Below are 13187 nucleotides of genomic sequence, written 5' to 3' on the forward strand. Positions count from 1 at the left end.
GCCTGACCCTCTGGGGCTCGGCCGGCGTCCTCGCCGGCCTCTGAGCCGCCCCGGGCTCTCGGCGCATCCGGACAGGGGCCGCCCCCGGGCGGCCCCTTCGCGTGCGCGGCTCCAGGATCGCCCCAGTCCGGGCCGGCCCGGCGCCGCATCAACGTTCCGTTTCCGCTTCCCGCATATGCATATGGTCTACCACCGTCTCCGGGGTGTCGTGGGGGAGTGTTGGGTCGGATGCGCGTCCTGGGTCGCGTCGAGCCGCAACGGGACTGGCTGATCCGGCGCGATCAGCTCGACGCCGTTCGCCGGAGCGTCCTGCGCGCGATCCCGGTGAACGCGCTGCTTGGCCTGGCCGGAGCGCTCGTGGCGGCGCATGCGGGCGAGGCGCTGGCCGGCCTGATCTGGTTCGCCGCCTCGACCGCCGCCAACCTCCTGCGCGTCGGCCTCTGCCGGGCCCCGTGCCTCGGCCTCGTGCCGACGCCCGCGATGCCACCGGAGCGGGCCGCCGCCGCCGCCCGGTCGATCGACCGGCGCCTGCGCCTGTGCTGGCTCGCCGCGCTCCTGTCCGGCACGGTCTGGGCCTTCCTGCCGCTTCTCTGCGCGGGCTACACGTCGGACCAGACGCTCTTCTACCTCACCGTCACCTGCGGCATTACCGCGGGGGCGGTCACTCACGGCACGGCCTTCGCCCGCATTCCGGTCTGCTTCATCACGCCGCCGCTTCTCTCCGCGGCGGGCTGCCTAGCCTACGCGGGCGGGTTCGACCGCACCTGCCTTGCCGCGACGGTCGTGCTCTACCTCCTGGCCCTCGCCCGGAGCTGCGCCGCCTCCGAGGCCGGCTTCCGCGACACCAGCCGCCTGAAGCACGAGGCGACGGCACTCGCCGCGGCGCATGAGGCGGCGCACGCCAGCGCGCGCGCCCTGGCCGAGGAGATGCGGCTGCGCGCGACCCACGACGCCCTGACTGGTCTCCTCAACCGCGCCGGCTTCGCGCAGGCGGCGCACGGGCGGCTCGCCGGACAGACCTGCCTGATGCTGCTCGACCTCGACGGCTTCAAGTCGGTCAACGACATCTATGGCCACACTGTCGGGGACCGCCTGCTCACGGAGGTGGCCCGGCGCCTTGCCGAGAGCATCCCCCCGGGCTGCCGGGCCGCCCGCCTCGGCGGCGACGAGTTCGCTCTCCTGTACGATCCGGCGGCCGCGGACTGCCCGCCCGAACGGCTCGCCGAGCGCCTGATCGGGCGTGTCGCCGAGCCGTTCGACGGCTTCGACGCTGGCCGCCTCGGCATGAGCGTCGGTATCTGCCGGCTCCCGGCCGACAGCCTGACCGACCTGCTCACCCGCGCCGACCAGGCGCTCTACGCCGCCAAGGCCGTGGGCCGGAACCGCTTCCGCGTCTTCGACGAGGGCCTGCTGCGCAGCCTGGAGATGCGGCGCGACTGCGAGCGCGACCTATCCCGGGCCCTGGCCGAGGGGACCCTCGCGGTGTGGTTCCAGCCGATCTTCGGGCAGGCGGGGCGCGAGGTGGCCGGCCTCGAGGCGCTGGTGCGCTGGCACCATCCGGTGCACGGCTGGATCCCGCCGGGCGACCTGATCGCGGCCGCCTCCGCGGCCGGCCTCACGGAATCGCTCCTGCGCTTCATCCTCGAGCAGGTCTGCACGATGATGCTGACCCTGCGCGCGCGCGGGCTCGGCGACGTGCGCGTGGCGATGAACGTCTCGCCCCGGGAGATGGCGCAGATCGCCGTGGACGAGATCGTCCTCGGGCGGCTGCGGGCCCTCGGTCTGCCCCTGCCGATGCTGGAAATCGAGATCACCGAGGAGACAGCGCTCGATATCGAGGCCACGCAGGGCAAGATCGCCGCCCTGTCGCAGGCCGGGATCCGCCTCGCGCTCGACGATTTCGGGGTGGGCTACTCCGCCCTCGCCTCACTGCGCGCCCTGCGGGCCGACCGGATCAAGATCGACCGCAGCCTCGTCACCGGCCTCACCGCCGTGGACGACAAGCGCGGGCTGGTCCAGGCAGTGCTCGGCCTCGGCCGCGCGCTCGGCCTCGACGTGGTCGCCGAGGGCGTGGAGACCGCCGAGGACCGCGCCACGCTCGAAGCGATGGGCTGCCGCTTCATGCAGGGCTACCACCTCGGTCGCCCCGCCCCGGCGGAGGCGACACTGCGAATGATGGCGGACCTGCAGGCGAGCGCGGCCTGATCGCCGTTCCGCGGACGCAAGGAAACGGAAGGACCGGCCCTACGCCCGGCCGGGAGCGCCGGCGGACTGTCATCATGTCGCCCCCGACCGGGTCCGCGGGGGCTTCCCGGCCGGGCGACGGAGCGCTACGCGCTGGGCGGCGCCGAACCAGGCGCCGCCTGCAACCGTCCCGAAGACCGTCCCAGGAGACCTCGCGATGACCCGCATCCCGCCGGACGCCCGCTTCCCGCTCCTGCGCGCGCTCGCCCTCGCCGGGCTGGTGCTCGCCGGCTCGTCCGGGCTCGCCGCCGCGCACGACTACACGGCCGGCAGCCTGAAGATCGGCCACCCCTGGTCGCGCGCGACGCCCGGGGGCGCCAAGGTCGCGGGCGGCTACGTCACCGTGACCAACACGGGCGCCGAGCCGGACCGGCTCGTCGGCGGCTCGCTCGACGAGGCCGGGCGGACCGAGCTGCACAGCATGTCGATGCAGGGAGACGTGATGAAGATGGCCCCGATCGAGGGCGGGGTCGCGATCGCCCCCGGGGAGACGATCAAGCTCGCCCCCGGCGGCAACCACATGATGTTCCTGGACTTGAAGACCCAGCTGAAGCAGGGCGCGCGAATCAAGGGCACCCTGGTCTTCGAGAAGGCCGGCACCGTGCCGGTCGAGTTCGCGGTGGAGAGCATCGCCGCCAAGGCGCCGGCGGAGGGCGGGGCCGAGGCCGGGCACGATCATTCCGGCCACAAGCATGCCCACTGAGCGGGCCTCGCGCCGCAGCGTCCTGCTCACCTTCGGCCTGCTCGGCCTCGGCCTCGCGGCGATCGTCGGGACCACCGTGGCGCTGCTGCCGGGCGGTCCGGCACGGCCGGCCATGTCGGTGGTCGGCGGACCGTTCCGGCTGCAATCGAGCAAGGGCGGGGTGCTCGATTCCGCGACGCTGGTGGGCAAGCCCTACCTCGTCGGCTTCGGTTTCACGCAATGTCCGAACGTCTGCCCGACGGTGCTGGCCGACCTCACCAACCTGATCGAGGCCCTGCACCAGGAGGGTCGCGACATCGGCGTCTACTACGTCACGGTGGACCCCGAGCGGGATACGGTCGCGGTGATGCGCGACTACATGGCCTCGTTCAGCGACCGCATCACGGGCCTGACCGGCACGCCCGAGGAGGTCGGTCAAGTCGAGCGGGCCTTCCGTGCCGAGGTGCGCAAGGTGCCCCTGAAGGACGGCGACTACACCTTCGAGCACACCGCAATGCTCTACCTGATGGATGCCGCGGGCCGCTTCGTCGGCCCGCTCGATCTCGCGGCCGGGCAGGATCTCGCCCTGAAGCAGATCCGCGCCGTGCTCTGACCCGGTCTGGCCGGGCGGCGTGCGGACGAGAATCGGCCTCGACAGCAGGGACCGCTCGCCTAGAGTGCGGGCGGCCCGTCCCCGGAGATCCGAAGCCGTGCTCCGCATCGCTGTTGCCGCCCTCCCGGCGGTCTTGCTCTGCGCCTCCGGGGCCGCGGCGCAACCGGCCCTGCCCTCCCCTGCCGAGGCGGTGCGTCTGGTGCGCGAGCACCAGACCAACGGCTTCGTCACCGTGGCGCAGACCCTGGCCTACGCGGCGCGCATGCGGCCCGAGAGCTTCCGGGTCGCCGACATCCGGGCCGAGCGTCGCGTGGGCGAAGACTTCACCCGGGTCCGGATCTGCTACTGGCTGCGCCCGCCCGGGATCCAGGCCCTGCCGAGCTGCGGGATCGGCTTCGTCGTGACGACGAACCCGGCCCATGTCGAGCCGGAGGAGCGCTTCTCTGGGCTCGGCCGCGACCTTCAGGACGGCCGCGAGGCCTTCCTGCGCGGTCTCGACCGGCAACTCGCCCTGATCGCCGACCCGCAGGCACGGAATCTGCGCACCGCGCTCGACCCCTACGACCTCTACGACGACCGCTAGGCGGATCCGGCCCGGTCGGACGATCTGCCGCCTTCCCGTCGGCACCGCTCGTCCCGATCTTCCTGGAACGGGCGGGCGGCGCGAATCACGGGTACCGCCGGGTGGCGCTAGGGTGCTCCGGCCCGACCCAGGCGGCCCGAGCGAGCGTGCGGCGTATGGAGCAGCGGGTGAGACCGCAGAGCGTGGAGCGCGGTACGCCCGTCGAGGCGCTGGCCGGCACGATCGAGCGCGTCACCTTCCACAGCCCGGAGACCGGCTTCTGCGTGTTGAAGGTGCAGGCCAGGGGGCGGCGCGAGCTCGTTCCGGTGGTCGGCCACGCGCCCGCGGTCGCGGCCGGCGAGTGGATCACCGCCACGGGCACGTGGTTCTCCGACCGCCAGCACGGCCTGCAGTTCCGGGCCGACACCCTCAAGGTCACGCCGCCGACCGGACCGGAGGGGATCGAGCGCTATCTCGCCTCGGGTCAGATGCGCGGCATCGGGCCCGCCATGGCCCGGCGCATCGTCGCGGCCTTCGGCGAGCGCACCTTCGAGATCATTGAGGCCGAGCCGAACCGGCTCACCGAGATCGGCGGCATCGGCCGCACGCGCGCCGCCCGCATCGTCGCAAGCTGGGCCGAGCAGCGGGCGGTGCGCGAGATCATGCTGTTCCTGCACGCCCACGGCGTCGGCACGGCCCGGGCGGTGCGCATCTTCAAGACCTACGGCCACGAGTCGGTCGCGGTGATGAGCGAGGACCCGTACCGCCTCGCGCGGGAGGTGCGCGGTATCGGCTTCCGCACGGCCGACGCTATTGCAAAAAAGCTCGGGCTCGCGGCCGACGCCCCGCAGCGCCTGCGCGCGGGTGTCGCCTTCGCGCTCCAGACCGCGATGGACGAGGGGCATTGCGCGCTGCCGCTCGACCATCTCACGGACCGCGCCGGGACGCTCTTGGAGGTGGGGGCCCCGCTCGTGCGCGCGGCGATCTTCGAGGCGCTGGCCCGCGCCGAGGACGTGGTCGCCGACACGGTCGCGGGCGCGCCCTGCATCTTCCTGAAGGGCCTCCACGCCGCCGAACGGGGCGTCGCCGAGCGCCTCGTCCGCCGGGCGGCCGGCGCGCCGCCCTGGCCGGCGATCGACCTCGCGCGGGCCCTGCCCTGGGCCGAGGCGCGCACGGGCAAGACGCTCTCGCCCTCGCAGGGCGAGGCCGTGCGCCTGCTGCTCGCTGCCAAGATCGCCGTGATGACCGGCGGCCCGGGGGTCGGCAAGACGAGCACGCTCGATACCGTGCTGCGCATCCTCGCGGCCAAGGGCGTGCGCGTCCTGCTGGCGGCCCCGACCGGCCGGGCGGCCAAGCGGATGAGCGAGCAGACGGGCCTCGAGGCGCGCACCATCCACCGCCTGCTGGAGTTCGACCCCCGCCACGGCGGCTTCGCCCGCACCGAGACGAATCCCCTCTCCTGCGATCTCCTCGTCCTCGACGAGTGCTCGATGATCGACGTCCCCCTGATGCACGCGCTGCTGAAGGCGGTTCCGGAGCAGGCCGGCCTGCTCCTCGTCGGCGACGTCGACCAACTTCCCTCGGTCGGCCCCGGCCAGGTCCTCGCCGACGTGATCGCCTCGGGCGCCGTGCCGGTGGCGCGGTTGACGGAGGTGTTCCGGCAGGCGGCCGAGAGCCGGATCGTGGTCAACGCCCACCGGATCAATGCCGGCCGGATGCCGGAGCGGCCGCGTGCCGGCGAGCGGGCCGACTTCCACGTCGTCGAGATCGAGGATCCGGAGGCGGGGGTCGAGCGCCTGATCGAGGTGGTGACCCGGCGCATCCCGCGCGCCTTCGGCCTCGACCCGTCCCGCGACGTGCAAGTGCTGACGCCGATGCAGCGCGGCGCGATGGGCGCACGCAACCTCAACATCGTGCTGCAGCGGGTGCTGAACCCGGATCCGCCGGCCGAGGTGCAGCGCTTCGGCTGGCGCTTCGCGCCCGGCGACCGGGTGATGGAGACGCAGAACGACTACGACCGCGAGGTCTTCAACGGCGATCTCGGCCGGATCCTGCGCATCGACGACGAGGAGGGCGCCGTTGTGGTGGGTTTCGAGGGCCGGGAAGTGAGCTATCCGTTCGGCGAACTCGACACGTTGGTGCCGGCCTTCGCCACCACGATCCACAAGAGCCAGGGCTCCGAGTACCCGGCGGTGGTGATCCCGCTCGTGACGCAGCACTACGCGATGCTGGCGCGCAACCTGCTCTATACGGGCGTGACGCGGGGGCGGCAGCTCGTCGTACTGGTAGGCCAGCGCCGGGCGATCGCCATGGCGGTGCGCGGCGGCCACCGGCGCCGCTACACGAAGCTCGCCGAGTGGCTCGGCGCCGCGGCGCCTCAGGACCTGCGGCGCACGGCGTAGCGGAAGGCGCGGCCCTCCGCGTCGGTCAGTTCGCCGTCGGGCCCGTCGCTCCAGATCACCTGATCCTCCGGATCCGGCCGGTCGGTGAGGATCGCGCCGCGGCTGATCTCCAGCTCGATCCCGTGCCCGTAGGCGGTGCAGGTGGTGTCCCGGATGGCACCCGCGATGTCCGCCTCGTCGGGCAGGCACACGAAGAGGACGTCGTCGGCGATGGCGAGCGTGTAGGTCCGCATCTGCGAAGCTCCGTCTGCTGAGGCTGTGCCGGAGGGACCGCGGCGGCGATGGCCGACCTCCGACGCGCGGCGCGGGGGAGCCGCGGGATCGGATACGAAGACCGTCGTCCCACGGCGCCCGTCAGGTAAGCCGCCCGCGGCCGCCCGGAAGCGCCCCGCGGAGAAGGCTGCCCTGCGCCCGCCGCGTGCCGACCATGCGCGGAAGCGCACATGCCGGACGCGGCCCCTCTGGCCGGGCCCGTCCCGGCCTTGCGGGCGCCGGCCCGCTCCGCCTAGGATCCGCGCAAGGGGGTCTGGCAGCGGGAACGCGTGTGCTGGACGAAGGCTTCACCTACGGCGGCCTGCTCATGGGGCTGGCCGCGCTCGTGCTCTGGATCCGGTTGGCCCTCCGGGCATTCCCGTCCGTCGAGACCATGATCGCCCGCTATCAGGACGAGTTCGTCGTCCCCGAGGCTCGCTCCCACGGCGAGCTGGGTCGGATCGCGGCCTGCGCCACGGCGATGGCGCTGACCTTTTCGGCCATCGGCTACGCCATACCCGACTGAGGCGGACGGCCGGCATCGGATCCGGGCCGCCTTCCGCGGGCCGCGCTCACCGCATCCGTTTCATAGGGAACGCCGACCTCCAGGCGATCTCGATCACCTGAGCCCTGACGATCGACGAAAAATCGCCTGGGCCGGAGCGCCCGGATCACTTCCGATATGCGGACGCTGAAACGAGAAAGGCCCCGTTGCCGGGGCCTCGAAACACCGATCCTAGCCAAGGCTGAGGATGGTGGGCGCGACAGGGATCGAACCTGTGACCCCTACCATGTCAAGGTAGTGCTCTCCCGCTGAGCTACGCGCCCGGTCCGGAGCGCCTCGGCTCCGGTGAGACGGGGCTATAACGGGTGCTCCCCGGGTACGCAAGCGGGTTTTTACCGGGGAGCCCCGCAGCGGGTGGTCCGCGCGCACCGCTGCACCCGCACCGAAAATGCGCTATGCGCGCTCCGGCCGGCCCGGTGGCCGGCGGCGGGCGGCGCCCGCCCGGGCCGCAGCGACGGGACATGCGCTTCTTCATCGACTACGACAACGGCGAGCGCATCCGCGGCTGGATCGTGCCGGACAACCCGCTCGCGATCAGCCGGGTCGCGGTGGCGGTCGACGGGCGCCGCGTCGCCGAGGTCGAGGCCGCCCACACCGACATCGTGTTCAAGCAGAACGGCTGGCACTCCACCGGCCAATGCACCTTCGAACTCACCGAGACGGAGGTGCCGGGCATCGCGAGCCTGCCGCGCCTCGAGCTCTACGACGCCGACACCAACGTGCTGGTCTATCGCCGCGCCCCGCCGGAGGGTCTCGTGGCCGAGCGCGTCATGCTGATCAACACCAGCATCCAGCCTGAGAGCGTGCTCCAGTCGGCGCTCTTCCCGCATTTCCAGCAGTGCCATTTCGGCTTGGAGCGCCTCTCCGACGAGGTCCTCACCAGCATCTTCGGCTGCCGCTACGTCGCCTCCGCCCTGCTCGCGGGCGCCGTCACCGTGCCGCGCTACGAGGGCCACTTCACACCCGACGTCGCGGTTGCGGCGATCCTGCTGCACGACCCCTATGTCGAGATGGCGACCCGGATGCTCTGGATGCGCGCGCACGCGCCGGTGGCGAACGATCCCGCCCGCGCCTGGCGCCTTGGGCGTTTCGCGGAGGCCGCGCGGTTCAGCGCGGATTTCGACTATGCCGACCCGCGCAGCCTCAAGCGCTTCTTCCGCCTGCTGCCCGAGCCGGCCTACTACCTGCTCTACAATCCGCTGACGCGCCAGCTCGGCACGCGGCTGCCCGACGACCCGCTCAATCCCGGCAACTCCATCGTGGCGATCGAGATCCTGGCCCGCGTCGCCATCGTGGGCCACCGCGACTATTTTGACGCCTTCGCCTCGACCCTGTTCGACCGGCTCGGCATCGCCGCGCCGATCCCGGCTCCCGCCCCGATCCCGGCCGATGCGCTGGCGCTGGCCGAGCGCCTGCGGGCGGTACGAGCCGTGGAATCCATGCTGGTCTTCGACGTCGCCATGGCGGATGCGGTCACCGCCTCCCTGGCCAAGGGCTGGACGCGCTGAGCGTGGAGCCGGACGCCCTCCTCTCCGGGCGCGGTCGCCCGCGTCCCCTGCGGCTGCACCGCGAGCCCGATGGGGTGAGACTCGACCTCGCCGGCCTGGGCGGCACCTGGGTCACCATCACGCTCACGGACGATCCGGGCGCCGCGCGCAACGCCCGCCTGCTGATGAGCTTCGTGGCGGGCGAGTCCGCGCGGCCGGGCGCGCCGCTGGCCGAGGAGGCGCTCGGGGGCGGCGTCTTCGCCTGGACCGGCCGGCTGCCCGAGGACGTGCGCGCGCTCCGCGTCACCGGGCTCGTGCCGGGCCGTCCGCTCTCGCTCCGGCGGATCGAGCTGCGCCGCCGCACCCGCCCCGCCCTCTTGGCGCGTGGCCTGCTCCGCGACCCCGTCCTCACCGCGCGGGCCGCCTTCTGGCGCAGCCTCGGCAAGCGGGTACGCGGACGCGCCTTCCTCGACCGGGCGCTCCGGCACCGGCGCGAGACCGGCTACGGCGCCTGGATCCGCCGCAGCGCCTCGCTCAGCTCCGCCGACCGCGCCCGCATCCGGACGGAGGTCGCGGGGTGGGATGGCGCCCCGCTCATCTCTGTGCTGATGCCGGTGCACGATCCCGCCCCGCGGGTGCTGGCCGCGGCGATCCGCTCGCTGCAGGCCCAGCTCTACCCGCACTGGGAACTCTGCCTCTGCGACGACGCCTCGCGCAAACCGGCGGTGGTCCGCCTGATCGACCGGCTCGCCGCGCGCGATGCCCGCATCCGCGTGGTCCGGCGCGCCCAGAACGGTCATATCGCGCGCGCCACCAACGACGCGCTGGCGCTGGCCGCAGGGGCCTTCTGCGCCTTCATGGACCACGACGACGCGCTCCCCGAGCAGGCGCTCTACGAGGTCGCCCGCGCCGTCCGGGACGATCCCGAACTGGTGCTCGTCTACAGCGACGAGGACAAGATCGAGGGGCGCAGGCGCCGGTTCGAGCCGCATTTCAAGGCGGATTTCGACCGCGAGCTGCTCTATGGGCAGAACTACATCAACCACCTGACGGTGATGCGCACCGCGGCCATCCGGGCGCTCGGCGGCCTGCGTCCCGGCTACGAGGGCAGCCAGGACCACGACCTGCTCCTGCGCCTGACCGAACATCTCGATCCCGCACGGATCCGGCACATCCCGATGGTGCTCTACCACTGGCGGGCGGCGGGCGGCTCCGGCACCTTCTCGGACCGGGCGCTCGCCCGCACCGAGGCGGCGCGGCTGCGGGCGGTCGCCGAGGTGGTGGAGCGCCAGGGCGCGCGGGCGGAGCGGGGGCCGCACGGCTTCGTCCGCGTGATCCGGCCGCTGCCGGACCCCGCGCCGCGCGTCTCGGTGATCATCCCGACCCGCGACAGGGCCGAGCTCCTGCGCGTCACCCTCGATGGCCTGTTCGCGGCGACGGACTATCCCGACATCGAGGTCGTCGTCGTCGACAACGACAGCCGCGAGCCGCGGACGAGAGCCCTCTTCGAGAGCTACCGGGGCGACCCGCGCCTGCGCGTCGTGGCGGCACCCGGGCCGTTCAATTTCTCGGACCTGTCGAATCGCGGTGCCGCTGCGGCGAGCGGCGCGGTGCTGCTCTTCCTCAACAACGACGTCGAGGTGATCGAGCCGGGCTGGCTCACCGAGCTCGTGTCGCAGGCGGTGCGGCCGGACATCGGCGCGGTCGGAGCCAAGCTCCTCTACCCGGACGGCACGGTTCAGCACGGAGGCGTGGTGCTCGGCATCGGGGGGGTGGCCGGCCACGGCCATCTCGGCCTGCCCGACGAGGATCCCGGCTACTTCGCCCGGATGGTGCTGGTGCAGGAGGTCTCGGCTGTGACGGGAGCCTGCCTCGCCATGCGGGCGGCGGTGTTCCGGGAGGTCGGCGGCTTCGACGCGCAGGCGCTGAAGGTCGCCTTCAACGACATCGACCTCTGCCTCCGGGTAAGGGCTGCCGGCTACCGCATCGTCTGGACGCCCTTCGCCAAGCTCGTCCACCACGAATCGAAGAGCCGCGGGCCCGAGGACACGCCCGAGAAGCGCGCCCGCTTCCAGGCGGAGACGGCGGTGATGCAGGAGCGCTGGGGACCCGAGCTGCGCGCCGACCCCTACTACAACATCAACCTGTCACGGGTCTCGGCGCATTACCGCCTGTAGGCAAAAGGTCCCGCGGCCGGGCCACGGGACAAGTTCCTCGTCGTCGCGGGCCCGAAGAGGGCCCGGGTGAGCCGGATCCGCGAGCGGACCGGTCCATCGGGCGCGTCCGCGCCGCCCGGTCAGTTCAGCTGGGCCGAGATGCTGTTGAACTTCGCGTTGAGCTGCGTGCCGATGATCTGCAGCGTGCCGATGATCACCACGGCGATGAGCGCCGCGATCATGCCGTACTCGATCGCGGTCGCACCGTCGCGATCCTTAAGGAAGCGGGTGATCAGCTGCATCATGTCCTCTCGCACTCCGTTCGTGGTGCCCGTCCGGCCTCGGACCAGCGCTCCCGACGGCGGAGAGTTAGCAGGATACAACTTAACGGAGTCTCGCCGCGGAAGGAAACCTGTCGTGCGATCGGGGAAAACTCGACCTAAACACCTGCAAATCTTGATCGCGGTGCCGTGATGGCGCGAATGCGCCAGAGAGTTGTGCGCCAACGGGTTGTACGCAGGTCCGTCGTTCAGCGCCGGGCGCTGAGGTGGGAGGCGCCGAGGACCGCGAGCGTGACGGCCAGCACGAGCAGCGTCGAGGCGGCATTGATCTCCGGGTTCACCCCGAGCCGGACCTGGCTGTAGAGGCGCATCGGCAGCGTGGTGGCGCCGGGGCCTGAGACGAAGCTCGCGATGACGAGATCATCGAGCGAAAGGGTGAAGGCGAGCAGGAAGCCCGCCAGCACGGCCGGCCCGAGCAGCGGCAGGGTCACGGTCGCGAAGACCCGCACGGGACCGGCGCCGAGATCGGCGGCGGCCTCCTCGAGGCTGCGGTCGAGGCCGCGCAGGCGCGCGCCGACGACCACGGCGACGAAGCCCGTGCAGAAGGTCGCATGCGCGATCACGAGGGTGCCGACGCCCCGGTCGAGCCCGATGCCGACGAAGAGCAGCAGGAGCGACAGGCCGACGATCACCTCGGGCATCACCATCGGGGCGAAGACGAGGCCGACGAGCAGCGGACGGGAGCGGAAGCGCCCGTGCCGGGCGAGCGCCAGGGCCGCGAGCGTCCCGAGCACGGTGGCGACGGCGCCGGAGGCGAGGGCCACGCGGAGCGAGACCCAGGCGGCGGCGACGAGCGGCCCATCCGCGAGGAGCGCCGCGTACCAGCGGGTCGAGAAGCCGCCCCAGACGGTGACGAGCCGCGAGGCGTTGAACGAGTAGGCCGCCAGGACCAGGATCGGCGCGTACAGGAAGGCGAGCCCGAGCCCAAGCACGGCGCGCAGGAACAGACTCATGGTCGACGCGCCCGCCGGATCACCGGGCCGCCTCCCGGCCGGCGCCGCGAAACAGCAGGACCGGGCCGATCACGATGAGCAGGAGCAGCACGGCGACCGCGGAGGCCAGCGGCCAGTCGCGGTTCGAGAAGAACTCGCTCCACAGGACGCGCCCGAGCATCAGCGTGTCGGAGCCCCCGAGCAGGTCCGGAATGACGAACTCGCCGACCATCGGGATGAAGCAGAGCAGGGCGCCTGCCGCGATGCCGGGGGCGGCGAGCGGCAGGGTCACGCTCCAGAACGCCCGTACCGGCCCGGCCCCGAGGTCGGCGGCGGCCTCGCGCAAGCTGCCGTCGAGGCGGCTCATCACGGCGTAGAGCGGCAGCACCATGAAGGGCAGGTAGGCGTAGACGAGGCCGATCAGTACGGCGGCCGGCGTGTTCAGGATCTCCAGGGGGCGCGCGATCAGGCCGAGGCGGAGCAGGCCCGCGTTCAGCAGCCCCTCGGGCTTCAGGATCGCGATCCAGGCGTAGACCCGCACGAGGAAGCTCGTCCAGAACGGCACCACCACCAGCGCGACGAGGAGCGTCTGAAGCCGCGCGGGCGCCCGGGCAAGCGCGTAGGCGAGCGGCGTGCCGAAGAGCACGAGGACGAGGCTCGCCGTACCCGCGTAGGCGAGCGAGCTGAGCGCGGCGTCGCGGTAGAACGTGTCGAACCAGAGCACCGCGTAGTTCTCGAAGTCGAGCGCTTCGAGGAAGCTCGCCCAGCCCTCCCGGCCCCCCTGCCAGTCAAGCACAGGCAGGTAGGGCGGCATCGCGGTGGCGGCGTCCGAGAGGCTGATCTTAAGGGTGATCAGGAACGGCACCAGGAAGAAGGCCGTGAGCCAGATGAGCGGCGGCAGCCGCACCAGGCGCGCGCGCCAGCGCTCTCCCGCCCGCGCCCTCATGCCGG

At 72.4% G+C, this 13187-nt stretch carries 12 protein-coding genes and 1 tRNA gene; 8 read left to right on the top strand and 5 right to left on the bottom strand.

The window, feature by feature from the left end; all coding sequences use genetic code 11:
• Positions 1–228: 228 nt before the first annotated feature.
• From AX737_RS00085 to AX737_RS00105, 5 genes are all read left to right on the top strand, one after another.
• Positions 229–2205 (top strand): EAL domain-containing protein, encoded by a 1977-nt coding sequence (locus AX737_RS00085; RefSeq protein ID WP_066918003.1) that lies wholly within the window; start codon positions 229–231, stop codon positions 2203–2205.
• Between the two features lie 196 nt (positions 2206–2401).
• Complete coding sequence (locus AX737_RS00090; RefSeq protein ID WP_156453428.1) at positions 2402–2947, top strand: copper chaperone PCu(A)C; 546 nt, start codon at positions 2402–2404, stop codon at positions 2945–2947.
• Positions 2937–3539, top strand: a complete 603-nt coding sequence (locus AX737_RS00095; protein WP_066918004.1) for an SCO family protein — start codon at positions 2937–2939, stop codon at positions 3537–3539. Before AX737_RS00090 ends, AX737_RS00095 begins: the two co-directional genes overlap by 11 nt.
• Positions 3540–3636: 97 nt before the next feature.
• Entirely contained in the window at positions 3637–4122 is a 486-nt protein-coding gene (locus tag AX737_RS00100) for a hypothetical protein (protein WP_066918005.1), read from the top strand.
• Between the two features lie 155 nt (positions 4123–4277).
• On the top strand, positions 4278–6503 hold the full coding sequence (locus AX737_RS00105) for an ATP-dependent RecD-like DNA helicase (RefSeq protein ID WP_066918007.1): 2226 nt from the start codon (positions 4278–4280) through the stop codon (positions 6501–6503).
• On the opposite strand, the gene AX737_RS00110 is transcribed toward AX737_RS00105, so the two are convergent.
• The gene (locus AX737_RS00110) at positions 6479–6736 is read right to left on the bottom strand and encodes a hypothetical protein (protein ID WP_066918009.1); all 258 of its coding nucleotides are present in this window, start codon (positions 6734–6736) and stop codon (positions 6479–6481) included. The genes AX737_RS00105 and AX737_RS00110 overlap by 25 nt on opposite strands.
• Before the next feature lie 311 nt (positions 6737–7047).
• Here AX737_RS00110 and AX737_RS00115 point away from each other — a divergent pair, with 311 nt between their 5' ends.
• Positions 7048–7281: a hypothetical protein gene (locus AX737_RS00115; protein ID WP_066918013.1), complete on the top strand. Its 234-nt coding sequence runs from the start codon at positions 7048–7050 to the stop codon at positions 7279–7281.
• A gap of 227 nt (positions 7282–7508) precedes the next feature.
• On the opposite strand, the gene AX737_RS00120 is transcribed toward AX737_RS00115, so the two are convergent.
• Positions 7509–7583 (bottom strand) — tRNA-Val (locus AX737_RS00120).
• Between the two features lie 198 nt (positions 7584–7781).
• Between AX737_RS00120 and AX737_RS00125 the strand changes: the two genes are divergently transcribed.
• Positions 7782–8828, top strand: a complete 1047-nt coding sequence (locus tag AX737_RS00125; RefSeq protein ID WP_066918036.1) for a hypothetical protein — start codon at positions 7782–7784, stop codon at positions 8826–8828.
• A gap of 47 nt (positions 8829–8875) precedes the next feature.
• Positions 8876–10984, top strand: a complete 2109-nt coding sequence (locus tag AX737_RS00130; RefSeq protein WP_238229553.1) for a glycosyltransferase family 2 protein — start codon at positions 8876–8878, stop codon at positions 10982–10984.
• A 119-nt stretch (positions 10985–11103) separates the two neighbouring features.
• Here AX737_RS00130 and AX737_RS31635 read toward each other — a convergent pair whose 3' ends face one another.
• The 3 genes from AX737_RS31635 to AX737_RS00140 all read right to left on the bottom strand — a co-directional run bounded on the left by AX737_RS31635 (position 11104) and on the right by AX737_RS00140 (position 13182).
• A complete protein-coding gene (locus AX737_RS31635; RefSeq protein WP_082772789.1) occupies positions 11104–11268 on the bottom strand; it encodes a Flp family type IVb pilin in 165 nt (54 codons plus the stop codon).
• A gap of 224 nt (positions 11269–11492) precedes the next feature.
• Entirely contained in the window at positions 11493–12257 is a 765-nt protein-coding gene (locus tag AX737_RS00135; RefSeq protein WP_066918024.1) for an ABC transporter permease subunit, read from the bottom strand.
• 19 nt (positions 12258–12276) lie between these two features.
• The gene (locus tag AX737_RS00140; RefSeq protein ID WP_082772790.1) at positions 12277–13182 is read right to left on the bottom strand and encodes an ABC transporter permease subunit; all 906 of its coding nucleotides are present in this window, start codon (positions 13180–13182) and stop codon (positions 12277–12279) included.
• Between the last annotated feature and the right edge of the window lie 5 nt (positions 13183–13187).

Source organism: Methylobacterium sp. CCH5-D2 (assembly GCF_001556475.1).
Taxonomy (GTDB): domain Bacteria; phylum Pseudomonadota; class Alphaproteobacteria; order Rhizobiales; family Beijerinckiaceae; genus Methylobacterium; species Methylobacterium hispanicum.